Source organism: Marinagarivorans algicola (genome assembly GCF_001292705.1).
Taxonomy (GTDB): Bacteria; Pseudomonadota; Gammaproteobacteria; order Pseudomonadales; family Cellvibrionaceae; genus Marinagarivorans; species Marinagarivorans algicola.
Genome location: NZ_LGAK01000004.1, coordinates 59,048 through 84,654 on the forward strand (window position 1 = coordinate 59,048; position 25,607 = coordinate 84,654).

Consider the following 25,607-nt stretch of genomic DNA (forward strand, 5'->3'; position numbering starts at 1 on the left):
CATGCACCTAACGATACAAGTCTTTAGAGTATGGTTGGCAAGCTTATACTGTGGCTGTCTTATCGGCACCAACAAATACCATAAGACTCTTATCTTCTAGCGTCACACAGGGTTCACATTCCCAGCCGGGCTTTGGCTGACCATTCACAGCTGCCGTATCAAGCTTTAGTGTCCACTCCCAGCCATTGGGCAGAGTAAATGCCTGTTTGCGGCTATCCGCATTAAACAATGTTAATACGCATTCATGTTCAGGCTCGGTTGACTCTAGCATCCACCCCAGGACATGATTGTCTTGTTCGTGCCAATCTTTTTCTTCCATAGGATGGCCATCGCGGCTCAACCAAACAATATTAACGCTCTGCACCTCATCTTGACCGGGGTCATGAATATATCGCGGACTACGAAACACATGAATACTTTGACGCAACTTAATCACATAACGCGAGAAGTTTTTTAGTGTCCAATCATCTAATGTCAACTCGGACCAATTAAACCAACTAATTTCACTATCTTGACAGTAAGCATTATTATTTCCTTGCTGACTACGACCAAGCTCATCACCACCAAGTATCATCGGTGTACCTTGGCTCAATAATACAGTTGCCAATAAATTTCGTTTTTGCCGATTACGGATATCATTAATCGCTTTGTCTTGTGTTGGGCCCTCGGCACCATGGTTATGACTAAAATTGCCTTTGTGACCATCATTGTTATCTTCTTTGTTCGCGAGATTATGACGATGGTTGTAGCTCACCAAATCGCTGGTTGTAAAACCATCATGGCTGGCCACAAAATTAACACTGGCAGAAGGTCTTCGCCCGCCACTTTCAAAAAGATCACTGGAACCATGAATACGTTTAGCAAAATCTGGCAACATGCCGCTATCACCACGCCAAAACCGCCGAACCACATCACGGTATTTATCATTCCACTCACTCCATCCCGCAGGGTAATTACCTAGCTGATAGCCGCCAGGCCCTATATCCCATGGTTCTGCGATTAACTTAACATTGGCTAAAACCGGATCTTGCTGCACCGCATCAAAAAAGCCACTACAAGGATCAAAGCCATGAGGTTCACGACCTAACACGCTAGCCAAATCAAAACGAAAACCATCTACACCCATCTCGGTAACCCAATAACGCAAGCTATCCATTACCAATTGTAAAACTCTAGGATGATTAATATTCAGGGTATTGCCGCAACCAGTATCATTAATATAAAAGCGCTTTTCAGCTTCTAATCCATAATAGCTAGTATTATCAATTCCCCTAAAAGAGTAAGTGGGACCTAACTGATTGCCCTCACCCGTATGGTTATAAACCACATCGAGTAAGACTTCGATACCAGCTTCATGCAGCGCAGACACCATTTGCTTAAATTCTGCGACCTCATCACTATTAGCATATTCGGCATGAGGGGCAAAAAAGTTTAAGCTGTTATAACCCCAATAATTTTTAAGACCTTTATCTTCTACAAATTGATCATGAATAAAACCATGTAAAGGTAAAAATTCAACACTAGTAATACCTAAATCTTTTAAATAACTAATAACATCTGGATGCCCAAAACCTAAATAACGACCGCGCAGCTCTGGTGGCAAACGGCGCTGTAGATGAGTAAAACCTTTTAAGTGCACTTCGTAGATAATGGTATCTTGCCAATCAATAGGCTCGGACAGAGGAGTCGGTGCTGGTGTTGGCTGAACAACTTTAGCCTTGGGTATAAATGCTGCATTGTCATCTTCGTTAAAACTAAGATCAGAATCTTTATTCCCTACGTTATAGCCATAGTGAGTATCTGACCAAGTAAATTCCCCCACTAATGCTTTAGCATATGGGTCAACCAGCAGCTTGTTCGCATTAAAGCGCAAGCCTTTTTGTGGTATGTAATCACCGTGCACTCTATAGCCGTACACTAAACCCGCCTTTGCATTAGCCAATTCGATATGCCAAACGTTATTTGTTTGCTCAGGCATTTCAACGCGTTTTAATTCTGTTTTTCCATCCTCAGAAAAAATACAGAGCTCAACTTTTTTTGCACCAGTAGAAAATAGCGCAAAGTTAATGCCTGCCTGTGTAATTGTGGCACCTAAAGGATAAGGCTTACCTTGTCCTATTTCAAAATGCTCAATGACTGTTTGCATAGTTAATCACTTGTTAAAATTTGCTATTGATTTGAATGGCTACTTGCTGCGGTACTACTCATTTGGATTGCCACTCAAAAAACACAGTCGCCAATGGCGGCAATGTAATACAAATTGATTGCTCTCGCCCATGTGCTTTGATTGTATTGGTTTGCACGCCACCGGCATTGCCTTTATCGCTGCCACCATAAATTTTGGCATCGGTATTCATAAGCTCTTGATAAAAACCTGCACGTGGCACACCTAAGCAGTAACCTTCGCGTAACACTGGTGTCATATTACTTACCACAACTACAATGTCGTTGTGCGCTTTACGGGCAAAGGCAAACACAGATGCACCACTATCATCGGCATCTAACCATTCAAACCCTCGCGCTTCGCAGTCATCGTAATGCATGGCTGGCACACGCCTGTAAAGATTATTTAAATCTTGAACTAATTGTTTAACACCCGGATGCCAATGATTATCATCCAGTAAATGCCAATCTAAAGAATGATCATGATCCCACTCTTTACCTTGCGCAAATTCACAGCCCATAAACAGTAATTTTTTACCAGGATGCCCCCACATAAAACCGTAATAAGCACGTAAATTAGCAAATTTTTGCCAAGCATCACCTGGCATTTTATCAAGTAGCGAGCCCTTACCATGCACGACTTCGTCATGACTCAGCGGTAGAATAAAATTTTCATTAAAGGCATACAATAAACTAAATGTCATATCGTGGTGATGATAACGACGATGAATGGGATCATTAGCCATATAGCGCAAGCTGTCATTCATCCAACCCATATTCCATTTATAACCAAAACCTAAGCCACCGGCATAAACCGGATGCGACACACCAGGCCAAGCGGTTGATTCCTCGGCAATCATTAAGGCATTAGGGTAATGCTCATAAACTTTTTGATTCACTCGCTTGAGCAAGGCAATGGCATCTAGGTTTTCTCGCCCACCGTTGGCGTTAGGTATCCACTCGCCATTTTCACGGCTATAATCGAGATACAACATTGAGGCAACAGCGTCCACTCGTAAACCATCAATATGAAATTCATCAAACCAATAGAGCGCATTACTGTATAAAAAATTGGCCACTTCACAACGGCCATAATTATAAATATAGGTATTCCAATCCGGATGGAAACCTTGTCGAGGGTCAGCGTGTTCATACAAAGGGGAGCCGTCAAAAAAGGCTAATCCATGACCATCCGATGGAAAGTGGCCAGGCACCCAATCAATCAAAATGCCGATATCATTTTGATGGCAGCGATCAATGAAGGCTCTGAACTCATCAGGTGTGCCAAAACGACTGGTAGGGGCATATAAGCCTACAGGCTGATACCCCCATGAGCCATCAAAGGGAAACTCACTAATGGGCATTAGCTGTATATGCGTAAAGCCCATAGATTTGACATACGGTATTAGCTCATCGGCAAAATCTATATAGGTTAAGAATTTTTCACCATTCGAGCCTCTACGCTTCCAAGAACCTAGATGCACCTCGTAAATACTTACCGCTTCATCCCGATAGCCTTGCTCAGCTTTGCGGGACATCCACTGCTCATCCTTCCAGGCATAGTTTGATGGTGCAATAACACGCGAGGCCGTTTCAGGAGGTCGTTGTGCAGAGACACCCATAGGATCAGCTTTGAGTGGTAGCACGCCGTGGCTTCGACTTAATATTTCATACTTATATAAAGCCTGATCATTAACACCTGGAATAAATAATTCCCATAAGCCACTCGCGGCGTGGTGGCGCATGACATGATGACGACCATCCCAAAAATTAAATTCACCAACGACAGAAACTCGCTTAGCATTTGGCGCCCATACGGTAAATAAGGTGCCTTGAACACCCTCTACCTCACGAACATGGGCACCCAACCATTGATAAAGCTTCTCGTGAGTACCCTCACCAAATAAGTACACATCTGTAGGATTTAGCACACTAGGAAAACGGTAAATATCTTCGATAATCATTGTATCGTGACCGTAATGCACTTCAAACTGATAGCCATCGCGCGAAGATAAAGAAACTTGAGCCTCAAAAACCCCCGATGGATGAATTTTATTTAATGCTGTTATTGGCGCTTGTGTAGCGCGATCGATCACCATCACAGAATCTGCATCAGGTAAGAATGTGCGCACAGCGTAATGACCGCTATGCATTTGATGCGGGCCCAATATCGCAAATATATTACCGTGATAGGCATGCACAATTGAGTCTAATTCAGCTGCCGATATCATTGCAGACGTTACTTCCACGCTTCCCCCAAAATATTATCAATGCCTGTAAATAGGCTGATTCTTAAACTCGATTTATCTAAATTCTTAACAAATCTTTGTTAAGGTCGAGCGTTTGCAACTTTATTTAGTGTCGCTATAACACTCTCACGAGCAAATAATGTGTCTAAATTCACGGTCAGCTTACGCTGCCAATTGGCGTACTCTGTGCTGGTCCCAGGAACATTAACTGGTGCATCTAGCAACTCTAAATCATCTAACTGAATAACAAAAATTTGCGAAGCCACTTTGGCTCCACACGCTAAAATCTCCCCCATAAGATCTTCTGTCATCGGTTGTTGTATCTGTACATCAGGCTCTAGCGCCATATGGATGCCACAACGCTCAAGCCAGCGCAATAAACGATACTTATCATTGGTTCGCTCTTGCTTCACCTGATCTAACGGGACGCTGTCATCTAAAAGATTCAAGTTCGCGCGCAGTTCAATATCACTACCGGCCCACCAACTCGCAAGCGTTGGAACATCATGATTGGTTAACATAGCCAAAGCACGTGGCATATAATGCTCAGGTAACTTAAAATCACCATCGTGCTCGCGCTCAAAATAAAATAATTTATTCGTAAATACATTACCGCTAATAATGGCCTCACGAAACTCATCAGGCACGACACCCATATCTTCACCAATAATCATGCAGCCACTGCGCACACTTTCTAACTTAAGTAACCCAAGCAGTTCGGTAAAAGGGTAATAAACATAAGCACCATAATCAGCCGTATGGCCTGGCGGACACCACCACAAACGCATCAAACTCATTGCATGATCAATACGCAATGCTCCACAGTTGGCCATGTTTGTGCGTAATAGGTTAATAAAGTGCTCGAAGTCGGTTTGCCGTAAATGGGCTGGATCCATCGGCGGCAGCCCCCAGTTTTGACCTTTTTCGGCAAGAGGGTCTGGTGGCGCGCCGACCGCTGCTTCGCGACAAAATAAACGCTGATTCGTTGTTACCTCTGAACCACCACCATCTGCACCGACGGCCAAATCGCGCATCAAACCAATCGTTAAGTGAAGTTCTTGCGCCAATTCTTGACAGCTCGCCATTTGCACCTGTGCTTGCCACTGTAAATAAGCATAAAAATCAGCCTCATCTTGCTGTTCTGTAGACAGAGCGAGATTTGGTGTCCACAAATCGGCTGTACCACTATTAGTCAGTACTTGGTAAGAACAGTAATCTTGAAGAGCATGACCCTCACGTTCAACATACTGTAAAAAGCGCTCTGCTCTCTGGGTATTCAGCTGTAAATGCAGCCGCTTAAATTGACGATATAAGGACTTAAAAACCGCAAATTTAACATCATAAACAGCAGCGTAATTAACGCTTTTATCGGCCCGTAATTGCACCAATTGAGCGGAGGGAACGCTCAGGCCGGCAAACTCGTCTATGACTTCAGGGTCAATGTAAAGCGGCTCAATAAAACGGCGGTCTGAAGGACTATAAGGACTGCAGTGGTATTCGTTAGGCGTACGCAGAACGTGTAATGGATTAAGACCAACAATATCAGCACCAAAATCAGCTGCTTTTAATAATAAGTATTTGAGATCTGTTAAGTCGCCAATTCCCCAATTGCGGTCCGTACGCAATGTATAAAGCTGAACAATAAACCCCCAAACACGTTTGCCTTTATGGATATCCGCCGGCACAAAACCTTGTTCAGGCACCACGGCCAACTGACCGGTCAATGAGTGTCCAGCCGATAACAGCGTCAGTCTATGATAACCTAAAGGCAAAGCGCCACACATGATAACTCGACGAGAGTAGCGTATACCCTCGAACAAGTAGTCACCTACCTCAGGCTGAGCTGAAGGTGTGAATACACCTTTAATATCGGTACCGTTTTCAAGCTCAATAGAATAGCTAAACTCTTGATTTAACTCTGAGGGAGCAACACTCACAAAAAAACAACACTCTTTATGTTGTTCGACAACTTGAAAAGTCTGAATCCATCGAGTCCAGGGCTCAACATCTAGTGTATACGCTGCACTAGCCACCGCAGCAAGGTCGTCAGGGTCTATGCCCATAGCTCGAACAAGGGCTTTACGATTATTTAGTGATATTTCGACTCTCTCACCCTTATAGTTAAAATAGTCAGATGCGATACCACGCCAATACATTAACTGATTGAGAGTTTCCATAGATAGATGAAGCCACAGTAATAAGAATTAAGTGTCTTAATCTTAATTTGTTTGCCCACTATATACCACTCACAAACAAAACAATGGCGGATATATTTGCGTTACGGCAACCAACTTATAAAAGATAATCTATCCCGTGGGGTATTGCATCTCTATTTTATGTCAGGCTAATGAAAGTACTTTCGCAAAACACAAATTACAGGCGAAAAAAAACCGAGCTAAGCTCGGTTTTAACAGCTAACACCAAATTACTCAGCGTCAGCAGCTTCTACTACTTCGCCCACAACAGGACGATCAACAAGCTCAACAAATGCCATTGGCGCTTTGTCGCCTGTGCGGTAGCCACATTTTAAAATGCGGATATAACCACCAGGGCGAGCTTCATAACGAGGACCAAGCTCATTAAACAATTTACCTACTGCAACCTTACAACGAAGGCGATCAAACGCCAAACGACGGTTAGCTACAGAGTCTACTTTACTTAAAGTAATCAAAGGCTCGGCAAAACGACGGAGCTCTTTAGCTTTAGGTAGAGTAGTTTTGATCGCTTCATGCTCAACTAAAGAAGCCACCATGTTTTTAAACATCGCTTTACGATGCGAGCTGTTCCGATTTAATTTTCGGCCACTTAAACGATGACGCATAACTTAAACCCTTTTTTTTGCTTCTCAGCAAACGTTACTGGGGTCGCAAGCGACCCTCTAATTTAATTAGTCGCCGGTGCGCAAGCTGGCTGGAGGCCAGTTCTCTAAGCGCATACCCAATGACAAACCACGTGATGCGAGCACATCTTTAATCTCGGTAAGAGATTTTTTACCCAAATTAGGTGTTTTTAACAATTCAACTTCAGTGCGTTGAATTAAATCACCAATGTAGTAAATGTTCTCAGCTTTCAAGCAGTTCGCCGAACGAACAGTAAGCTCAAGATCATCCACTGGGCGAAGAAGGACAGGATCAATTTGATCTTCTTTCTTCTCTGGCTCAGCTTCTTTTTCGCCTTCAAGGTCAACGAAAACCGCCAACTGCTGCTGAAGGATAGTGGCTGCACGACGAATTGCCTCTTCTGGGTCTAGAGTACCATTGGTCTCTAGGTCCAATACCAACTTATCAAGGTCAGTACGTTGCTCAACACGGGCGCTTTCAACCGAGTAAGCCAAACGGCGAACAGGGCTATAAGAAGCATCCAGCTGAAGTCGACCGATTGTTCGGTTTTCTTCTTCGTCAACAACGCGGGCATCAGCAGGCTGATAACCACGACCGCGGGCAATAGTTAATTGCATATTTAAGCTGACTTCACCAGAAATATTGGCAATGACAAGATCAGGGTTTTTAATTTCAACACTCTGATCAACTTGAATATCCCCAGCAGTTACAACACCAGGGCCTTGCTTAGATAAGGTAAGAGAAGCGCTATCTTTGCCTTCCATTGTCAAAGCAACGTTTTTGAGGTTTAGCAAGATTTCAATAACATCTTCTTGCACGCCCTCAATCGCACTGTATTCGTGCTGAACGCCATCGATTTCAACTTCGGTAATCGCGCAACCTGGCATAGAAGACAGCAGGATACGGCGCAATGCATTACCCAAAGTATGACCAAATCCTCGCTCCAACGGCTCCAAAACTACTTTGGCGCGAGTTGGAGTCACTTCTGTCACATCAATGTGGCGAGGGGTCAAAAATTCATTCACAGCTGTCTGCATAGTTTCACCTGTTAGCGGTTATATGGAGGCCTTACTTAGAGTAAAGCTCAACAATGAGGTTCTCGTTGATATCAGCTGGTAAATCACTGCGATCTGGAACTCGTTTGAAAACACCTTCTTTTTTGTCAGTGCTTACATCAACCCACTCAACATCAGCACGCTGACTAGAGATAGTTAAAGAGTTTTGAATACGCAATTGATTCTTAGATTTCTCACGGATAGCAACAACATCGCCCACTTTCACTTGGTAAGATGGGATGTTTAAAACAGCACCATTCACAGTGATTGACTTATGAGAAACAAGCTGACGAGATTCAGCGCGCGTTGCACCGAAGCCCATACGATAAACAACGTTATCCAAGCGACACTCTAAGATTTGCAACAAGTTTTCACCGGTTGCACCCTTACGACGTGCAGCTTCTTTATAGTATCCACGGAATTGCTTTTCAAGTACGCCGTAAGTGCGACGAACTTTTTGCTTTTCACGCAACTGAACACCGTAGTCAGATAAACGACCACGACGCTGACCGTGTTGGCCAGGTGCTGTTTCGTGTTTACATTTTGATTCTAATGGGCGCGCTCCGCTTTTAAGGAACAAGTCAGTTCCTTCGCGACGCGCCAGTTTACAGGTAGGTCCTACATAACGAGCCATAACTGATTAAACTCCTATACGCGACGTTTCTTGGGAGGGCGACAACCATTATGTGGAATGGGTGTCACATCGGTAATATTGGTAATTTTATAACCAACATTATTAAGTGCACGAACAGCTGACTCGCGGCCAGGTCCAGGACCCTTAACTTCAACATCAAGATTTTTCAATCCATAGTCCAACGCAGCTTGACCCGCACGCTCTGCAGCAACCTGCGCAGCGAATGGAGTACTTTTACGTGAACCACGGAAACCAGAACCTCCAGAGGTAGCCCACGAAAGAGCGTTCCCTTGACGGTCTGTAATTGTTACGATCGTGTTATTAAACGATGCGTGAATATGCGCAATGCCATCGACTACTGTCTTTTTGACCTTTTTGCGCTGAGTGCTTTTATTACCTGGCTTTGCCATAGCAATGGATCCTCAACTTATCGGGCTATTACTTCTTGATTGGCTTACGTGGACCTTTACGGGTGCGCGCGTTTGTTTTGGTGCGCTGGCCACGTAGGGGTAAGTTGCGACGATGGCGCATGCCACGGTAACAACCTAAGTCCATTAAACGTTTGATATTCATTGACACTTCGCGACGAAGGTCACCTTCAACCGTTAACTTAGCCACTTCAGTACGCAATAATTCTAGTTGCTCTTCAGATAAGTCGCCGATTTTTGCGCTCTCTTCAATGCCAGCATCAGCACATACTTTTTTCGCTGATGTAGCACCTACGCCATAGACGTAAGTTAAAGAGATCACGGCATGTTTGTTATCTGGTATGTTGACACCAGCAATACGAGCCATTTAGTTACTCCAATTTTTCATTTTGTTGCGGTACTAACAGCAACACTTGCATATCAAAAAAGCAGGGCCCCAAGTAATACTCGGGGCCCTGCCTGCATGTCTTAAGTAATCAATAGATAATTACAAATAAAGGCGCGCGATAATAATAGCAATGTCACTGGAATTCAATAGCTAACCCTAGGATTAACGACAGTTAGTACCCCCAGTGTGTAACGACAAGGATTATCTTGGCATTACGAAATATCGATTAGGCCGATACTCAGCATAATCGATATTAATTTTTAGCCCTGACGCTGTTTGTGGCGGGGCTCCGCACTACAGATTACGCGTACTACACCGCTACGACGTACAACCTTGCAGTTACGGCAAATCTTTTTTACAGATGCACGAACTTTCATCGATAAAACCTCATCAAAGGGTCGCTAACTTAGCGACCGTAGTTTTTCAAATTTGCCTTTTTCAGTACAGAATCATACTGATGGCTCATGAGGTGAGATTGGACTTGAGACATAAAATCCATCACAACCACCACAACAATCAGAAGCGAAGTACCGCCGAGATAAAAGGGAATATCTGCAGAGACGACCAAAAACTGAGGAAGCAAGGCCACACCAGCGATGTAGACCGCTCCGACCATGGTCAAACGGGTCAGTACTGAATCAATATACTTTGCTGACTGCTCGCCAGGACGAATCCCGGGTATATAAGCACCACCTTTTTTAAGGTTGTCAGCGACTTCCTTCGGATTATACATCATTGCCGTATAAACAAAACAAAACAGTATAATTAATGCACCGAAGATCACAAAGTTAAGTGGCTGACCAGGGCCAATTGCCAAGGCAACTTCCTGAAGTATCTCTCCAGCACGACCTTCCTGTGACTGCCCAAACCACTGAGCAATAGACGCAGGGAAAAGCAACAAGCTACTCGCGAAAATAACTGGAATAACACCAGCCATATTGATCTTGAGTGGAAGATGGCTTGTTTGTTGATTGTAACCACCATTACGTCCTGTTTGACGCTTGGCGTAATTAATGGTGATGCGACGCTGCGCACGCTCCATAAATACAACAAACCAAACAATCGCAATCGCAAAAGCACCGATAAGTAATAACAACAAAAAGTGTAAATCACCTTGTCGAGCGCTCTCAATGGCCTGCCCTATCGCACCGGGTAAACCTGCAACAATACCCGCAAAGATAAGCATGGAGATACCATTGCCAATCCCGCGCTCTGTTACTTGCTCACCAAGCCACATCATAAACATGGCGCCGGTTACTAAAGAGCTCACCGCAACAAGATAGAAACTTATGGAGTTCAACCCCACATAAGCCATACCTTGACCCGCCATACCTGCCACCATGATAAAGCCTTGCACTAGAGCAAGTGCCAAAGCAAGATAACGGGTATATTGACTTATTTTGCGGCGACCAGCGTCACCCTCTTTCTTAAGTGCTTCTAACGTAGGCGATACTGCCGTCATCATCTGCATAATAATAGAGGCAGAGATGTAAGGCATAATACCTAGCGCAAGAATACTCATACGCTCCAATGCACCACCAGAAAACATGTTGAACATGCCTAATATGGTACCTTGGTTTTGATTAAATAAATCAGCTACGCGCTGAGGATCAATTCCTGGAACAGGAATATGTGTACCCACGCGATAAACCACAATGGCCAAAAACAAAAACCACAGGCGAGCGCGAAGCTCTCCTGTGCCTTTAGAACCACCTAGCGCTAAATTTCCCGGCGTTGCCATAGGAACCTCGCTTAGTCTTCTACCTTGCCGCCAGCAGCTTCAATAGCCGCTTTAGCACCCTTGGTCACAGCTAAACCTTTTACAGTTACTGCTTTGGTAAGCTCACCCGACAAAAATACTTTTGCACGTTTGGCGCTTATTTTTACTAGATCGGCTCGCTTAAGCGCATCTAGATCAATAACGTCAGAGTCTACCTTGTTAAGCTCAGCAAGGCGAACTTCTGCAGAAATTAAACTAACACGACTGCTAAAACCAAACTTAGGCAAGCGTTTCTGTAAAGGCATCTGACCGCCTTCAAAACCCGGACGCACACTGCCGCCAGAGCGAGACTTTTGGCCCTTGTGGCCGCGACCACAAGTTTTACCTAAGCCAGAACCAATACCGCGACCCACACGTTTAGTGCTTTGCGAACGGCCAGAACCTGGCGATAATTCATTCAAACGCATCGGATTAACCCTCAACCTTAACAAGGTAGTTAACTTTGTTGATCATACCGCGCACAGAAGGAGTGTCTTCTACTTGTACGGTGTGACCTATGCGACGAAGACCCAAACCTGCAACACAGGCTTTATGAGCTTTCAATCGACCGGCGATACTCTTAATCTGAGTCACCGTGATCATATTATTAGACATGGCTAGATACTCGTTGTCACTAAAAATTAAACTAGCGAAGATGTTCTTAGTAGAGCGCCCGAAGGCGCCCTATTAATTTAGAATCTCTTCTACAGTCTTGCCGCGTTTAGCTGCAACAGACTCAGGAGAAGACATCGCACGCAAGGCTTCAAAAGTCGCACGCACAACGTTTACCGGATTGGTAGAGCCATAGCACTTAGCCAATACGTTTTGTACGCCTGCAATTTCAAGCACTGCACGCATTGCACCACCAGCAATAACACCGGTACCCGCAGAAGCAGGCTGCATGTAAACGTTTGAAGAGCTGTGAACACCTTTCGTAGGATACTGAATGGTATCGCCGTTAAGCTCAACACTAATCATGTTACGACGAGCAGCTTCCATAGCCTTTTGAATCGCAGTAGGCACTTCACGTGATTTACCACGCCCGTAACCCACACGACCATTACCGTCACCAACAACAGTCAAAGCGGTAAATTGAAAAATTCGACCACCTTTAACAGTTTTAGAAACGCGGTTCACCTGAACCAATTTTTCTTGCATGCCTTCGGCGTTGCTATCTTTTTTATCTGTATTAGACATTTTTTAGAACTCCAGTCCAGCTTCACGTGCTGCATCGGCTAATGCCTTAACACGACCATGGTAACGGAAACCGCTACGGTCAAAAGCAACAGCATTAATGCCAGCTGCTTTTGCACGTTCTGCAACAAGCTGGCCAATGACCTTAGCCGCTTCTGCATTACCGGTTTTCTCAAGAGAAAAATCTTTCTCAACAGTCGATGCCGATGCCAATACGCGATCGCCCTCTGGGGCAATAACTTGGGCATAGATGTGACGAGGAGTACGATGAATACTCAAACGGTTCACACCTAGCTGACTGATTTTGCTACGAGCACGGCGAGCGCGACGTAGACGTGCTTCTTTTTTATCGCTCATAACCTATGCCTACTTCTTCTTAGCTTCTTTACGACGAATTGTTTCGTCGGCGTAACGCACACCTTTACCCTTATAAGGCTCTGGCTCACGGAATGCGCGAATCTCTGCTGCAACCTGACCTAACAATTGCTTGTCCATGCCGGTAAGCACGATGTCAGTTTGTGATGGAGTTTCGGCTTTAACGCCTTCTGGCAACTCATAATCAACAGGATGAGAAAAACCAAGGGTTAGGTTTAAAGTTTTGCCCGTTGCTTTCGCACGGTAACCAACACCTACCAATTGTAGTTTTTTCTCAAAACCGACGCTAACGCCGGTCACCATGTTATTAACTAATGCGCGAGTAGTACCTGCAAGCGCATCAGAAGATTTACCACCATCGCGCGGGGTAAAAGTTAAAACATTATCGTCTTGTTTCACTTCCACGCTGGTGTGGATAACGAAATCAAGCGTGCCCTTGCTGCCTTTAACGCTAATGTTCTGACCTTTTAAGGCCACACTAACACCGCTAGGCAAGCTGACTGGGCTTTTTGCTACACGTGACATAACTGTATTCCCGTTAAATCTCGGCCTTTAGAAAACGGTGCAGAGAACTTCACCGCCGATACCTGCAGCGCGAGCTGCGCGATCTGTCATTACACCTTTACTGGTAGTAACAATCGCAACGCCTAAGCCGCCACGAACAGAAGGTAACGCGCCTTTGCCGGCATATGAACGTAAGCCTGGACGGCTTACACGATCGATTTCAGCGATAACAGGCTTACCTTCGAAGTATTTAAGCTCAATAGTGAGCTCAGATTTTACTTCGTCGTTTACGCCAAAATCAGTAATGTAGCCTTCGTCTTTAAGGACTTGCGCTACGTTTTTTTTCAGCTTAGATGAAGGCATAGAAACACTGGTTTTACCAACCATTTGTGCGTTTCGGATGCGAGTCAGCATATCAGCTAATGGATCTTGCATGCTCATTGTTAATTGCTCCTCAGAACCAACCTTACCAACTAGCTTTAACTAAGCCAGGGACATCACCGCGCATTGCTGCTTCGCGGAGCTTATTACGACACAAACCGAACTTGCGGTATACCGCATGTGGACGGCCGGTGATACGACAACGACGCTGAATACGTGCAGCACTACCATCACGTGGTAATTTCTGCAATTTCATCATCGCGTCCCAAACTTCTTCTTCAGAAGAGTCAACGCTAGAGATGATCGCCTTCAACGCATCGCGCTTAGTCGAATCTTTTTTTACAAGGTTGGCGCGCTTTACTTCACGCGCGATCATAGATTTTTTTGCCATTTCTACACCAATTCCTATTAACCTTTGAACGGGAAGTTGAACGCTTTTAACAGCGCACGACCTTCGTCATCAGTGCGGGCTGTGGTGGAAATACAGATATCCAAACCGCGCATTTTGTCGATCTTATCGTAGTCAATCTCGGGAAAGATGATTTGCTCAGAAACACCCATAGAGAAGTTTCCACGCCCATCAAATTGCTTGGGACTAATACCACGGAAGTCACGAATACGTGGAATCGCAATTGAAACTAAGCGATCCAAAAATTCGTACATTTTTTCAGCACGTAAAGTCACCTTACAACCGACTGGCCAGCCTTCGCGAACCTTAAAACCAGCGATTGATCTGCGCGCTAAGGTAACAACAGGCTTTTGACCAGCAATTTTTTGCATATCGCTTACTGCGTGGTCTAAAACTTTTTTGTCACCTACCGCTTCACCAACACCCATATTAATGGTGATTTTGGTGATTTTGGGAGTTTCCATTACGTTTTTCAAACCCAACTCTTTGAAAAGTTGAGCTGCAATTTCGTTTTTATAACGTTCTTGTAGCCTGGCCATAATTTCTCAGTGCGCTTACGCGTCTACCGCCTCGCCATTGGACTTGAACACACGAATCTTGCGCTTATCGTCCAAAACTTTAAACCCAACACGATCAGCCTTACCTGTAGCGGCATTAAAAATCGCTACATTTGACTCTTGTATTGGTGCCTCTTTTTCGATAATGCCACCGGCAATACCTGCTTGAGGATTTGGCTTTTGGTGCTTTTTAATCAGTTGTATACCGGAAACTAACAAGCGACCATCAGAAAATACACGAGTCACTTTGCCTCGTTTTCCTTTGTCGCGACCGGTGATTACAATCACTTCGTCATCACGTTTAATTTTACGCATTAACCCGTCCTCTAAATACCGGCGTGCCTAAAGCACTTCGGGCGCCAAAGAAATAATCTTCATGAATTTTTCGCTGCGTAGTTCACGCGTCACAGGACCAAAGATACGAGTACCTACTGGTGCACTTTGCGCGTTTAATAACACAGCGGCATTGTCATCGAAGCGAATGATAGAACCATCATTGCGACGAACACCTTTTTTGGTGCGCACAACAACAGCTGTCATTACTTGGCCTTTTTTCACTTTACCGCGAGGAATTGCTTCCTTAACGGTGACTTTAATAATATCGCCTACTGCAGCGTAACGGCGGTGTGAACCACCCAACACTTTGATACACATCACGCGACGTGCACCACTGTTGTCCGCTACATCTAGGTATGTTTGCGTTTGAATCATCTTTTATCTCCAAAGCTCCAAGATGGCGGTTAGATCGCTACAGATTTCTCATCAACTTTTACTAAAGACCAGTTTTTAGTCTTAGAAAGTGGACGCGATTCTGCAATTGTTACCAAATCACCAATGTTGCACTCATTTGCTTCATCATGAGCTTTAACTTTGGATGACTTACTAACGTATTTGCCGTAAATAGGATGCTTAACACGACGCTCGATAAGTACAGTAATCGACTTATCCATTTTATCGCTAACAACTTTACCCGTTAAGGTACGAACAAGTTTTTTCTCAGACATCGTTATTTACCTGCCTTTTCTGCGAGGACTGTTTTAATACGAGCTATATCACGACGAACTTGTTTTACCAAGTGAGTCTGTGAAAGTTGACCCGTAGACGCCTGCATGCGAAGTTTGAACTGTTCTTGTAATTGAGCGAGCAATTCGTTGTTCAACTCTTCGACTGATTTTTCGCGGAGTTCTATCGCTTTCATTACATCACCGATCGCTTAACAAACGTTGTTTCCACGGGAAGCTTAGCTGCCGCTAGGGCAAATGCTTCACGCGCCAGCTCTTCAGAAACACCTTCCATTTCATAAAGAACTTTACCTGGTTGAATTTGGCAAACCCAATATTCAACATTACCTTTACCTTTACCTTGACGAACTTCTAAAGGCTTTTGAGTAATCGGCTTATCAGGAAACACACGAATCCAAATTTTACCGCCACGTTTAATGTGACGAGTCATAGCACGTCGCGCTGCTTCAATTTGGCGAGCGGTAATACGACCACGACCAACTGCTTTTAACGCGAATTCACCGAAGCTCACTTTAGAGCCACGATGGGCTAAGCCGCGGTTACGGCCTTTTTGCTGCTTACGAAATTTCGTACGCTTAGGTTGTAACATGGTGCGTACCCCTTATTTTTGGCTCTTTTTCTTTTGATTAGTCTCGACTTCCTCGACACCACCAATGACTTCACCTTTGAAGATCCAAACTTTTACGCCAATAATGCCGTAAGTCGTTGCAGCTTCTGCAGTTGCGTAGTCAATATCTGCGCGCAAAGTATGAAGAGGTACACGACCTTCACGATACCATTCGGAACGTGCGATCTCTGCGCCACCTAGGCGGCCACCCACTTGAATTTTTACACCCTCAGCACCTTGACGCATAGCGTTTTGTACGGCGCGCTTCATAGCACGACGGAACATAACACGGCGCTCAAGTTGAGACGCAACACTCTGCGCCGCCAAAGTTGCATCCAAGTCAGGCTTGCGGATCTCTTCGATATTGATGTGCACAGGCACACCCATTTTCTTAGTGACCGCAGCGCGTAACTTCTCTACATCCTCACCTTTCTTGCCGATAACAATACCGGGGCGAGCAGTGTGGATAGTGATTCGAGCAGTATTCGCAGGGCGCTCGATTTCAATGCGGCTTACTGAAGCATGCGCCAAAGTATTTTTGATGAAATCACGTACTGTGAGATCAGCGAAAAGCTTATCTGCGTATTGCTCTTTGCCCGCATACCAAGTCGACGTATGCTTTTTAATTATTCCGAGACGAATGCCTGTCGGATGTACTTTTTGACCCATAACGTCGCTCTCTTATTGATCAGCTACTTTAACGGTAATATGACAGCTGCGCTTTAAAATACGGTCTGCACGACCTTTAGCGCGCGGCATAATCCGCTTCATGGTAATACCTTCGTCTACAAAAATTGTAGACACCTTCAGCTCATCGACATCAGCGCCTTCATTGTGCTCGGCATTTGCAATTGCTGATTCAAGAACTTTCTTAATTAAGGCTGCACCTTTTTTCGTGCTGAAAGTTAGAAGTTCAAGCGCTTCTTCAACGCCCATACCCCTAATTTGATCAGCCACCAATCGCGCTTTTTGCGCAGAGATGCGAGCACCTTTATGTTTTGCTGCTACTTCCATCGTGAAACACCTCGGAGGTTCTCGCGCGATTAGCGCTTAGCTTTTTTATCTGCAACGTGGCCCTTGTAGGTACGCGTCGCGGCGAATTCACCCAATTTATGTCCAACCATTTCTTCATTAATTGAAACGGGAACATGTTGACGACCATTATGTACAGCAATAGTCAAACCAACCATCTCGGGTAAAATCATTGAGCGTCGTGACCAAGTTTTAATAGGACGACGATCGTTTTTTTCGGCTGCCACTTCTACCTTCTTTAAAAGATGGTGGTCAATGAACGGGCCTTTCTTTAGTGAACGTGGCACTGCAAGTTCCTCTCTATGTCCGGTCAGTCGTCGTTATTTTTTATTACGACGACGAACAATCATGTTGTCGGTGCGCTTGTTGCTGCGCGTTTTGTAACCCTTCGTTGGGGTACCCCAAGGTGAAACTGGATGACGGCCACCAGAGGTACGACCTTCACCACCACCATGCGGGTGATCAACTGGGTTCATTGCAACACCGCGGACTGTAGGACGAACACCACGCCAGCGCGTAGCACCTGCCTTACCTAAAGAGCGCAGATTATGCTCGCCATTTGAAACTTCACCCAAAGTTGCACGACAATCAGATAGTACTTTACGCATCTCACCTGAACGTAAACGAACAGTTGCATAAGCACCATCACGCGCAACTAACTGAACGCTAGTACCTGCTGAACGCGCAATTTGAGCACCTTTACCAGGCTTAAGCTCAAGACCATGAACAACACTACCCAAAGGAATGTTGCGCAATGGCAAAGTATTACCAACCTTAATTGGAGCAGCATCACCCGATTGGATAACGTCACCTGCTTTTAGACCTTTAGGAGCGATAATGTAACGACGCTCACCATCGGCATAGCACACCAAGGCAATAAACGCTGTGCGATTTGGATCGTACTCCAAGCGCTCAACTTTAGCGGGGATAACATCTTTGTTACGACGAAAGTCGATAAGACGATAGCGCTGCTTGTGGCCACCACCAACGTGACGAACAGTAATTCGACCGTTGTTGTTACGACCACCATTTTTTGATTTCTTTTGAATCAAAGGCGCGTGTGGTGCACCTTTATGCAAATCAGGATTCACCACACTGACAACAAAGCGGCGACCTGGAGACGTAGGTTTACGTTTTACAATAGCCATTTCTTATGCTCCTGCTTCCGCTGATAGAAGATCTAAATCTTGACCTTCCGCTAAGCGAACGTAAGCTTTTTTCCAGTCACTGCGCTTGCCAATGCCGTGCTTAGTACGCTTGGTTTTACCCTTTTGTACAGCCGTGCAAACATTAACAACCTTCACTTCAAACAACTGCTCAACAGCCGCTTTAATTTCAGGTTTAGCGGCATCAAGCGCAACCTTAAAAACAACTTGATTAGAAGATTCAGTTAAGAGTGCCGCTTTTTCTGAAACAACGGGACCTAACAATACCTTGTATAAACGCTCTTGATTCATACCAAAGCCTCCTCAAGTTGCTTAAGTGCCGCAACAGTTACAACAACTTTATCGGCACGAATCAAGCTAACCGGATCAACCGCTTGCGCATCAAGTACGTCAATTTTGTGTAAATTGCGGGCCGCCAAGTAGAGATTTTCACTGACTTCTTGGCTAACAATTAATGCATTGCTCAAGCTAAACTCATTCAACTTAGCAACCAATGCTTTCGTTTTTGGTGCGTCAACATCAAAGCTTTCAACAACGACTAGACGCTCTTGGCGATGAAGTTCAGATAAAATGCAACGCAACGCAGCGCGATACATTTTTTTGTTCAACTTTTGCTCAAAACTACGAGGTTTAGCAGCAAAGTTAACACCACCCGAACGCCAGATTGGGCTGCGGATAGTACCTGCACGTGCACGACCAGTACCTTTTTGACGGAAAGGCTTTTTGCCACCGCCAGAAACTTCTGAACGTGTTTTTTGTGCTTTAGTGCCCTGACGTGCACCAGCCATGTACGAAACAACGGCTTGGTGGACAAGGTCTTGGTTAAACTCTTTACCAAAAGCCACATCAGAAACTGCAACAGTTCCGTTAGTGCCAGTTGGTGTAGCAATATTTAATTCCATGGTCGACCCCCTAGGAAATTAACCGTTATTACGCAATTTAACGGCAGGACGAACAATCACGCTGCCACCTGGAGCACCAGGAACTGCACCTTTGATAAGAAGCAAGTTGCGCTCAACATCGACCTTAACAACTTCCAAATTTTGTGTAGTAACACGGGCAGCACCCATGTGACCGGCCATTTTTTTGCCTTTAAACACTCGACCTGGAGTTTGACACTGACCAATAGAACCTGGCGCACGGTGAGACAAAGAGTTACCGTGAGTTGCATCTTGCATTGCAAAGTTCCAACGCTTAACACCACCGGCAAAACCTTTACCTTTTGATTGACCTGTTACGTCAACTATTTGACCAGCTTCGAAAGCTTCTACTGTAATCGTACCACCCACTTCGAAAGCTTCTTGCGCGTCGTTACGCAGCTCTACCAAGATAGAACCGGCTTCTGATTGCGCTTTTTCGTAGTGGCCTTTTTGTGGTTTAGTTACACGGGAGGCTCGACGAGACCCTACAGCTACCTGTATTGCATTGTAGCCGTCGGTTTCTGCATTCTTAACCTGGGTGATGCGGTTGGGATCTACCTCAACCACAGTGACAGGAATGGAGGAACCATCTTCTGTAAATATACGTGTCATACCGCTTTTGCGGCCGACAATACCAATCGTCATTGTTTTAACCTCAAGTGTACGGGGCTCTTACCCGCTATGGCCGCCCATCTCAGAGCGTTACACACCCCAAATGGACTTACCGTTAAGGGGCTGGTTTGGAGCTTCAATTAACCGAGACTAATTTGAACTTCAACACCAGCCGCTAAATCTAGCTTCATTAGGGCGTCTACAGTCTTCTCAGTTGGTTCTACAATATCGAGTAAACGCTTATGAGTGCGAATCTCGTATTGATCACGCGCATCTTTGTTAACATGCGGCGAAACCAATATAGTAAAGCGCTCTTTACGAGTAGGCAGCGGAATAGGACCGCGAACCTGGGCGCCAGTGCGCTTTGCTGTTTCAACAATTTCTTGCGTAGAAGCATCAATCAATTTGTGATCGAACGCTTTTAAGCGAATACGTATGCGTTGATTCTGCATTTGAACCAAAACTCCAGTGATTTTTAAAGAACTCTTGAATAAACGCCTTTGGGTCTACTCAAAATGGAGGCGGCATTTTATGGGGAGCACGCCAAAGTGTCAACAACAACAGCAAAAAAACTGCATGTTTTTTAATCGACCCCGCTACATTGTGACCAAACACAAAAAAAGGAGGCATAGCCTCCTTTTTTGCTAGCTCGTACTGACTGCAAACAATCAGTAAAAGCTACCGAAGAGTGTATTACTCAACGATTTTAGCAACAACACCCGCACCAACAGTACGACCACCTTCACGAATAGCGAAGCGTAAACCTTCGTCCATCGCAACAGGGTTGATCAAGGTTACGCTCATTTTGACGTTATCGCCAGGCATTACCATCTCAACACCTTCAGGAAGCTCACAAGCACCTGTGATGTCAGTAGTACGGAAGTAGAACTGAGGACGGTAGCCTTTAAAGAAAGGTGTATGACGGCCGCCTTCATCTTTAGATAATACGTAAACTTCTGCTTCGAACTTAGTATGAGGATTAATTGAACCAGGCTTAGCTAAAACTTGGCCACGCTCAACATCTTCACGCTTAGTACCACGTAAAAGAACACCAACGTTCTCACCAGCACGACCTTCGTCGAGAAGCTTGCGGAACATTTCAACACCAGTACAAGTAGTCTTGGTGGTGTCACGGATACCGATGATTTCAATCTCTTCACCGACTTTAACAATACCGCGCTCAACACGACCGGTTGTTACAGTACCACGACCAGAGATTGAGAACACATCTTCGATAGGCATAATGAAAGGCTTATCAATATCGCGCTCAGGCTCAGGAATGTAGCTATCCAAAGCTTCAACTAACTTTTTAACCGCTGTAGTACCAAGCTCGTTATCATCTTCGCCATTCAACGCCATCAATGCAGAACCTGCAATGATTGGAGTGTCGTCGCCAGGGAATTCGTAGGCAGAAAGAAGATCACGGATCTCCATTTCAACTAACTCGAGCATTTCAGCGTATTCTTCTGAATCAACACCGCCACAATCTTCAGCAAGAAGATCAGCTTTGTTTAAGAATACTACAATGTAAGGAACACCAACCTGACGAGACAACAAAATGTGCTCGCGAGTTTGTGGCATAGGGCCATCAGTCGTACCACAAACCAAGATAGCGCCGTCCATTTGAGCAGCACCGGTGATCATGTTTTTAACATAATCGGCATGGCCTGGGCAATCTACGTGTGCATAGTGACGAGTCGGTGAATCATACTCAACGTGAGAAGTCGCGATGGTTATACCACGTGCTTTTTCTTCAGGAGCATTATCAATACCATCAAATGCAACAGCAGTACCGCCAAAAACTTCGGCACATACGCGTGTTAACGCTGCAGTTAGAGTTGTTTTACCATGATCCACGTGGCCGATAGTACCAACGTTTACATGGGGTTTATTACGTTCAAATTTTTCTTTTGCCACTTTAAAAGTCCTCTTAAGAAATTACTTCAGTGAAGTCAGATAAAAACCAATTACTCGCCGGTACCATCTTACAAATACAAGTTTTGCTTAAAAATACATTATTACAGTCAGATTTTAGCGATGATTTGTTGTGCCACATTATTTGGAACCTCTGAATACTTACAGAATTCCATAGCATATGTTGCACGACCCTGCGTCGCAGAACGCACAGCTGTTGCATAGCCAAACATTTCTGCCAAAGGTACTTCAGCCGTGACAACCTTACCGGCAACACCATCATCCATACCCAAGATCAACCCACGACGTCGATTTAAATCGCCAACTACATCTCCCATATTTTCCTCGGGAGTAACGACCTCAACCTTCATCATAGGCTCCAACAGGACAGCACCACCAAACTCTACCAGCTTTTTAGTTGCCATCGAGGCAGCAATCTTAAAGGCCATTTCGGAAGAGTCAACATCGTGATACGAACCGTCGTAAATTGTCGCCTTTAATCCAAGCAAAGGATAACCGCCGACTACGCCGTTTTTCATTTGCTCTTCTATGCCCTTTTGGATCGCAGGAATGAAATCTTTAGGCACTACACCACCAACAATTTCATTCACAAACTCAAGCCCTTCAGATGTTTCATCTTCTGCAGGCTCAAACTTAATCCAAACATGTCCGTACTGGCCGCGACCGCCAGACTGACGCACAAACTTACCTTCAATTTCACAGGTGTTGCGAATAGCCTCACGGTAGGCCACTTGAGGCTTACCGATATTAGCATCAACACCAAACTCGCGACTCATTCGGTCAACAAGAATATCTAAGTGCAACTCACCCATGCCTGAAATAATGGTCTGCCCTGTATCTTCGTCAGTTTTCACCTGAAACGAAGGATCTTCTTGCGCAAGCTTACCTAGCGCAACACCCATCTTCTCTTGATCAGCCTGCGTACGTGGCTCGACAGCAACAGAAATGACAGGCTCAGGGAAGTCCATTTTTTCTAGGGTGATGATATCGCTTTGCGCGCAAAGCGTATCACCGGTTGTGATATCTTTAAAGCCAATACCGGCAGCAATGTCGCCCGCCAACACCTCTTTGATTTCTTCTCGCTGGTTAGCGTGCATTTGCACCATCCTACCCACGCGCTCTTTTTTACCTTTTATTGGGTTAAAAACCATATCACCTTGCTTCAAGGTGCCGGAATAGACCCTAAAAAACGTTAAAGTCCCCACAAAGGGATCAGTCGCTATTTTAAAAGCTAACGCCGCAAAAGGAGCTGCATCATCAGCAGCTCGAGTGGCTGGGGTACCGTCTTTGTCATCAAGAACGCCTTCAATAGCCTTAACTTGGTTAGGCGCTGGCAAATATTCAACAACCGCATCAAGAACAGCCTGGACACCTTTGTTTTTGAAAGCTGACCCACCCAATACAGGGACAATCTCATTGGCTAACGTGCGTTGACGTATACCCGCTTTAATTTCTTCCTCAGTAAGCTCAACGCCTTCTAAGTATTTTTCCATCATCTCATCTGATGACTCTGCAGCTGCTTCCACAAGACGCTCGCGCAACTGCGCGCACTCATCGGCCATATCTGCAGGGATATCGGCGTATTCAAAGCTAACACCTTGATCGGCTTCACTCCAAAAAATGGCTTTGTTTTTGACCAAATCAACAACGCCTTTAAAGTCTTCTTCTGCGCCAATCGTTAGCTGCAAAGGTACCGCATTAGCACCTAGACGACTCTCAAGCTGCTCGACTACACGCATAAAATCAGCGCCAGCGCGATCCATCTTGTTAACGAACACCATGCGCGGTACTTCGTATTTGTTCGCCTGACGCCACACAGTTTCGGTTTGCGGCTGAACACCCGAAGAGCCGCACAGCACAACAACTGCGCCATCGAGTACACGCAACGAACGCTCTACCTCAATAGTGAAGTCAACATGACCTGGGGTATCGATGATATTAATACGGTGCTCATCAAACTGCTTTGCCATACCCTGCCAAAAACAGGTAGTTGCTGCAGAAGTGATCGTGATACCGCGCTCTTGCTCTTGCTCCATCCAGTCCATGGTGGCGGCACCATCATGCACCTCACCAATTTTATGAGAAACGCCAGTATAAAAAAGTACTCGCTCGGTTGTTGTGGTTTTACCCGCATCAACATGCGCACAGATACCGATATTACGGTAGCGCGAAATCGGAGTCTTACGAGCCACTATGGTCTCTCCATATAACTAAAAAACAAGAAAAGAGTGTTTTTGGAAAACAGCTCAGCCCCAAAAGGCAAGCCACTATTCAAAAATACACTTTAAGCATTATGAACATGTCGTGATAATTGAGCCCTGCGGCCCAAAATGCAATTTACTTTTGGATAAAATTGCTTACAGGCCAAAAATCGACTCTGTGCAAACAGCGAAAAGGCAGCCAAACGCTGCCTTTTCGCCACAAAAGCAATAACTTAGAAGCGGAAGTGCGAGAACGCCTTATTCGCTTCGGCCATGCGGTGAACGTCTTCACGTTTCTTAACCGCAGCACCCTTGCTTTGTGAGGCATCGATCATCTCACCCGCTAAGCGGAAAGCCATAGACTTTTCACCGCGACCACGCGAGTAATCTACCAACCAGCGCATAGCCAAAGCTACGCGGCGTGAAGGGCGAACCTCAACAGGAACTTGATAGGTAGCACCACCTACACGGCGAGACTTAACCTCGACCATAGGCGCTACATTTTCTAGAGCTTCTTGGAAAACTTCTAAAGGATCTTTGCCGCTTTTTTCAGCAACAATATCCAACGCACCATAAACGATGCGCTCAGCGACTGACTTCTTGCCGCTGACCATGACGTGGTTCATAAACTTAGCCAAAGTTTGATCACCAAACTTTGGATCCGGAAGAACTTCACGTTTTGCGACGACGCGTCTTCTTGGCATAAAACTACACTCACTTTAATTCAGGTTTGCCTGAGATGGTTACACCACTCAGCCTTACTGGATCTTAAGACTTAAAACGTAAAACGACCTACTTAGGGCGCTTAGTACCGTACTTAGAGCGACCTTGCTTACGGTCAGCAACACCAGAGGTGTCTAATGAACCGCGAACAGTGTGGTAACGAACACCTGGCAAATCTTTTACACGACCGCCACGAATCAATACTACACTATGCTCTTGCAAGTTATGCCCTTCACCACCGATATAAGAAGTCACTTCGAAGCCGCTAGTTAAGCGAACACGACAAACTTTACGTAAAGCAGAGTTTGGCTTCTTAGGGGTTGTGGTGTAAACGCGGGTACAAACACCACGACGCTGAGGACAGTTTTGCAACGCAGGAACGTCACTCTTCTGTACTTTACGTTTTCTCGGCTTACGAACCAACTGGTTGATCGTTGCCATGAAAAAAACTCC

General features: G+C 45.1%; 35 protein-coding genes. All 35 read right to left on the reverse strand.

Annotation, left to right across the window (positions count from 1 at the left end):
* Positions 1–43 precede the first annotated feature (43 nt).
* Positions 44–2,146, reverse strand: coding sequence for a glycogen debranching protein GlgX (gene glgX / locus AC438_RS02165; protein ID WP_053979640.1), 2,103 nt, complete (start codon positions 2,144–2,146; stop codon positions 44–46).
* Positions 2,147–2,204: 58 nt separating this feature from the next.
* Entirely contained in the window at positions 2,205–4,394 is a 2,190-nt protein-coding gene (gene glgB / locus AC438_RS02170; RefSeq protein ID WP_053979641.1) for a 1,4-alpha-glucan branching protein GlgB, read from the reverse strand.
* Between the two features lie 98 nt (positions 4,395–4,492).
* Positions 4,493–6,589: a 4-alpha-glucanotransferase gene (gene malQ / locus AC438_RS02175; RefSeq protein ID WP_053979642.1), complete on the reverse strand. Its 2,097-nt coding sequence runs from the start codon at positions 6,587–6,589 to the stop codon at positions 4,493–4,495.
* 248 nt (positions 6,590–6,837) lie between these two features.
* Positions 6,838–7,233: a 50S ribosomal protein L17 gene (gene rplQ / locus AC438_RS02180; RefSeq protein ID WP_053979643.1), complete on the reverse strand. Its 396-nt coding sequence runs from the start codon at positions 7,231–7,233 to the stop codon at positions 6,838–6,840.
* A 66-nt stretch (positions 7,234–7,299) separates the two neighbouring features.
* Positions 7,300–8,289 (reverse strand): DNA-directed RNA polymerase subunit alpha, encoded by a 990-nt coding sequence (locus AC438_RS02185; RefSeq protein WP_053979644.1) that lies wholly within the window; start codon positions 8,287–8,289, stop codon positions 7,300–7,302.
* A gap of 31 nt (positions 8,290–8,320) precedes the next feature.
* The gene (rpsD, locus tag AC438_RS02190; RefSeq protein ID WP_053979645.1) at positions 8,321–8,941 is read right to left on the reverse strand and encodes a 30S ribosomal protein S4; all 621 of its coding nucleotides are present in this window, start codon (positions 8,939–8,941) and stop codon (positions 8,321–8,323) included.
* Between the two features lie 14 nt (positions 8,942–8,955).
* Positions 8,956–9,351, reverse strand: coding sequence for a 30S ribosomal protein S11 (gene rpsK / locus AC438_RS02195; protein WP_053979646.1), 396 nt, complete (start codon positions 9,349–9,351; stop codon positions 8,956–8,958).
* A gap of 28 nt (positions 9,352–9,379) precedes the next feature.
* On the reverse strand, positions 9,380–9,736 hold the full coding sequence (gene rpsM, locus AC438_RS02200; RefSeq protein WP_053979647.1) for a 30S ribosomal protein S13: 357 nt from the start codon (positions 9,734–9,736) through the stop codon (positions 9,380–9,382).
* Positions 9,737–10,017: 281 nt separating this feature from the next.
* On the reverse strand, positions 10,018–10,134 hold the full coding sequence (gene rpmJ, locus AC438_RS16475) for a 50S ribosomal protein L36 (protein ID WP_082353893.1): 117 nt from the start codon (positions 10,132–10,134) through the stop codon (positions 10,018–10,020).
* A 29-nt stretch (positions 10,135–10,163) separates the two neighbouring features.
* Positions 10,164–11,498 (reverse strand): preprotein translocase subunit SecY, encoded by a 1,335-nt coding sequence (gene secY / locus AC438_RS02205; protein ID WP_053979648.1) that lies wholly within the window; start codon positions 11,496–11,498, stop codon positions 10,164–10,166.
* Between the two features lie 11 nt (positions 11,499–11,509).
* Entirely contained in the window at positions 11,510–11,944 is a 435-nt protein-coding gene (gene rplO / locus AC438_RS02210; RefSeq protein ID WP_053979649.1) for a 50S ribosomal protein L15, read from the reverse strand.
* Between the two features lie 4 nt (positions 11,945–11,948).
* Positions 11,949–12,131, reverse strand: a complete 183-nt coding sequence (gene rpmD / locus AC438_RS02215) for a 50S ribosomal protein L30 (protein WP_053979650.1) — start codon at positions 12,129–12,131, stop codon at positions 11,949–11,951.
* 72 nt (positions 12,132–12,203) lie between these two features.
* Entirely contained in the window at positions 12,204–12,713 is a 510-nt protein-coding gene (gene rpsE, locus AC438_RS02220; protein WP_053979651.1) for a 30S ribosomal protein S5, read from the reverse strand.
* A 3-nt stretch (positions 12,714–12,716) separates the two neighbouring features.
* Complete coding sequence (gene rplR / locus AC438_RS02225; protein ID WP_053979652.1) at positions 12,717–13,067, reverse strand: 50S ribosomal protein L18; 351 nt, start codon at positions 13,065–13,067, stop codon at positions 12,717–12,719.
* Between the two features lie 9 nt (positions 13,068–13,076).
* Positions 13,077–13,610 (reverse strand): 50S ribosomal protein L6, encoded by a 534-nt coding sequence (gene rplF, locus AC438_RS02230; protein ID WP_053979653.1) that lies wholly within the window; start codon positions 13,608–13,610, stop codon positions 13,077–13,079.
* A gap of 27 nt (positions 13,611–13,637) precedes the next feature.
* Positions 13,638–14,030 (reverse strand): 30S ribosomal protein S8, encoded by a 393-nt coding sequence (gene rpsH, locus AC438_RS02235; protein WP_053979654.1) that lies wholly within the window; start codon positions 14,028–14,030, stop codon positions 13,638–13,640.
* Between the two features lie 25 nt (positions 14,031–14,055).
* Positions 14,056–14,361: a 30S ribosomal protein S14 gene (gene rpsN / locus AC438_RS02240; protein WP_053979655.1), complete on the reverse strand. Its 306-nt coding sequence runs from the start codon at positions 14,359–14,361 to the stop codon at positions 14,056–14,058.
* 17 nt (positions 14,362–14,378) lie between these two features.
* Positions 14,379–14,918, reverse strand: coding sequence for a 50S ribosomal protein L5 (gene rplE, locus AC438_RS02245; RefSeq protein WP_053979656.1), 540 nt, complete (start codon positions 14,916–14,918; stop codon positions 14,379–14,381).
* 15 nt (positions 14,919–14,933) lie between these two features.
* The gene (gene rplX, locus AC438_RS02250) at positions 14,934–15,251 is read right to left on the reverse strand and encodes a 50S ribosomal protein L24 (protein WP_053979657.1); all 318 of its coding nucleotides are present in this window, start codon (positions 15,249–15,251) and stop codon (positions 14,934–14,936) included.
* 27 nt (positions 15,252–15,278) lie between these two features.
* Positions 15,279–15,647, reverse strand: a complete 369-nt coding sequence (rplN, locus tag AC438_RS02255) for a 50S ribosomal protein L14 (RefSeq protein ID WP_053979658.1) — start codon at positions 15,645–15,647, stop codon at positions 15,279–15,281.
* Between the two features lie 29 nt (positions 15,648–15,676).
* Positions 15,677–15,940 carry a 30S ribosomal protein S17 gene (gene rpsQ, locus AC438_RS02260; RefSeq protein WP_053979659.1) on the reverse strand — a complete coding sequence of 88 codons (264 nt, stop codon included), beginning with the start codon at positions 15,938–15,940 and terminating at the stop codon, positions 15,677–15,679.
* A gap of 2 nt (positions 15,941–15,942) precedes the next feature.
* The gene (gene rpmC / locus AC438_RS02265) at positions 15,943–16,134 is read right to left on the reverse strand and encodes a 50S ribosomal protein L29 (protein WP_053979660.1); all 192 of its coding nucleotides are present in this window, start codon (positions 16,132–16,134) and stop codon (positions 15,943–15,945) included.
* Positions 16,134–16,547 carry a 50S ribosomal protein L16 gene (gene rplP, locus AC438_RS02270; protein ID WP_053979661.1) on the reverse strand — a complete coding sequence of 138 codons (414 nt, stop codon included), beginning with the start codon at positions 16,545–16,547 and terminating at the stop codon, positions 16,134–16,136. The genes rpmC and rplP overlap by 1 nt, the downstream gene beginning before the upstream one ends.
* Before the next feature lie 12 nt (positions 16,548–16,559).
* On the reverse strand, positions 16,560–17,234 hold the full coding sequence (gene rpsC / locus AC438_RS02275; protein WP_053979662.1) for a 30S ribosomal protein S3: 675 nt from the start codon (positions 17,232–17,234) through the stop codon (positions 16,560–16,562).
* Positions 17,235–17,246: 12 nt separating this feature from the next.
* Complete coding sequence (rplV, locus tag AC438_RS02280) at positions 17,247–17,579, reverse strand: 50S ribosomal protein L22 (protein ID WP_053979663.1); 333 nt, start codon at positions 17,577–17,579, stop codon at positions 17,247–17,249.
* 29 nt (positions 17,580–17,608) lie between these two features.
* On the reverse strand, positions 17,609–17,884 hold the full coding sequence (rpsS, locus tag AC438_RS02285) for a 30S ribosomal protein S19 (protein WP_053979664.1): 276 nt from the start codon (positions 17,882–17,884) through the stop codon (positions 17,609–17,611).
* A gap of 33 nt (positions 17,885–17,917) precedes the next feature.
* Positions 17,918–18,745: a 50S ribosomal protein L2 gene (gene rplB, locus AC438_RS02290; protein WP_053979665.1), complete on the reverse strand. Its 828-nt coding sequence runs from the start codon at positions 18,743–18,745 to the stop codon at positions 17,918–17,920.
* A 3-nt stretch (positions 18,746–18,748) separates the two neighbouring features.
* A complete protein-coding gene (gene rplW, locus AC438_RS02295) occupies positions 18,749–19,054 on the reverse strand; it encodes a 50S ribosomal protein L23 (RefSeq protein ID WP_053979666.1) in 306 nt (101 codons plus the stop codon).
* Complete coding sequence (rplD, locus tag AC438_RS02300) at positions 19,051–19,665, reverse strand: 50S ribosomal protein L4 (RefSeq protein WP_053979667.1); 615 nt, start codon at positions 19,663–19,665, stop codon at positions 19,051–19,053. The genes rplW and rplD overlap by 4 nt, the downstream gene beginning before the upstream one ends.
* 18 nt (positions 19,666–19,683) lie before the next feature.
* A complete protein-coding gene (rplC, locus tag AC438_RS02305; protein ID WP_053979668.1) occupies positions 19,684–20,328 on the reverse strand; it encodes a 50S ribosomal protein L3 in 645 nt (214 codons plus the stop codon).
* A gap of 107 nt (positions 20,329–20,435) precedes the next feature.
* Positions 20,436–20,747, reverse strand: a complete 312-nt coding sequence (gene rpsJ / locus AC438_RS02310; protein WP_053979669.1) for a 30S ribosomal protein S10 — start codon at positions 20,745–20,747, stop codon at positions 20,436–20,438.
* A gap of 241 nt (positions 20,748–20,988) precedes the next feature.
* Positions 20,989–22,212 carry an elongation factor Tu gene (gene tuf / locus AC438_RS02315; RefSeq protein WP_053979670.1) on the reverse strand — a complete coding sequence of 408 codons (1,224 nt, stop codon included), beginning with the start codon at positions 22,210–22,212 and terminating at the stop codon, positions 20,989–20,991.
* A 107-nt stretch (positions 22,213–22,319) separates the two neighbouring features.
* On the reverse strand, positions 22,320–24,422 hold the full coding sequence (gene fusA / locus AC438_RS02320; protein ID WP_053979671.1) for an elongation factor G: 2,103 nt from the start codon (positions 24,420–24,422) through the stop codon (positions 22,320–22,322).
* Between the two features lie 242 nt (positions 24,423–24,664).
* A complete protein-coding gene (gene rpsG, locus AC438_RS02325) occupies positions 24,665–25,135 on the reverse strand; it encodes a 30S ribosomal protein S7 (protein ID WP_053979672.1) in 471 nt (156 codons plus the stop codon).
* A gap of 88 nt (positions 25,136–25,223) precedes the next feature.
* Positions 25,224–25,595 (reverse strand): 30S ribosomal protein S12, encoded by a 372-nt coding sequence (gene rpsL, locus AC438_RS02330; RefSeq protein ID WP_053979673.1) that lies wholly within the window; start codon positions 25,593–25,595, stop codon positions 25,224–25,226.
* Positions 25,596–25,607: the final 12 nt, after the last annotated feature.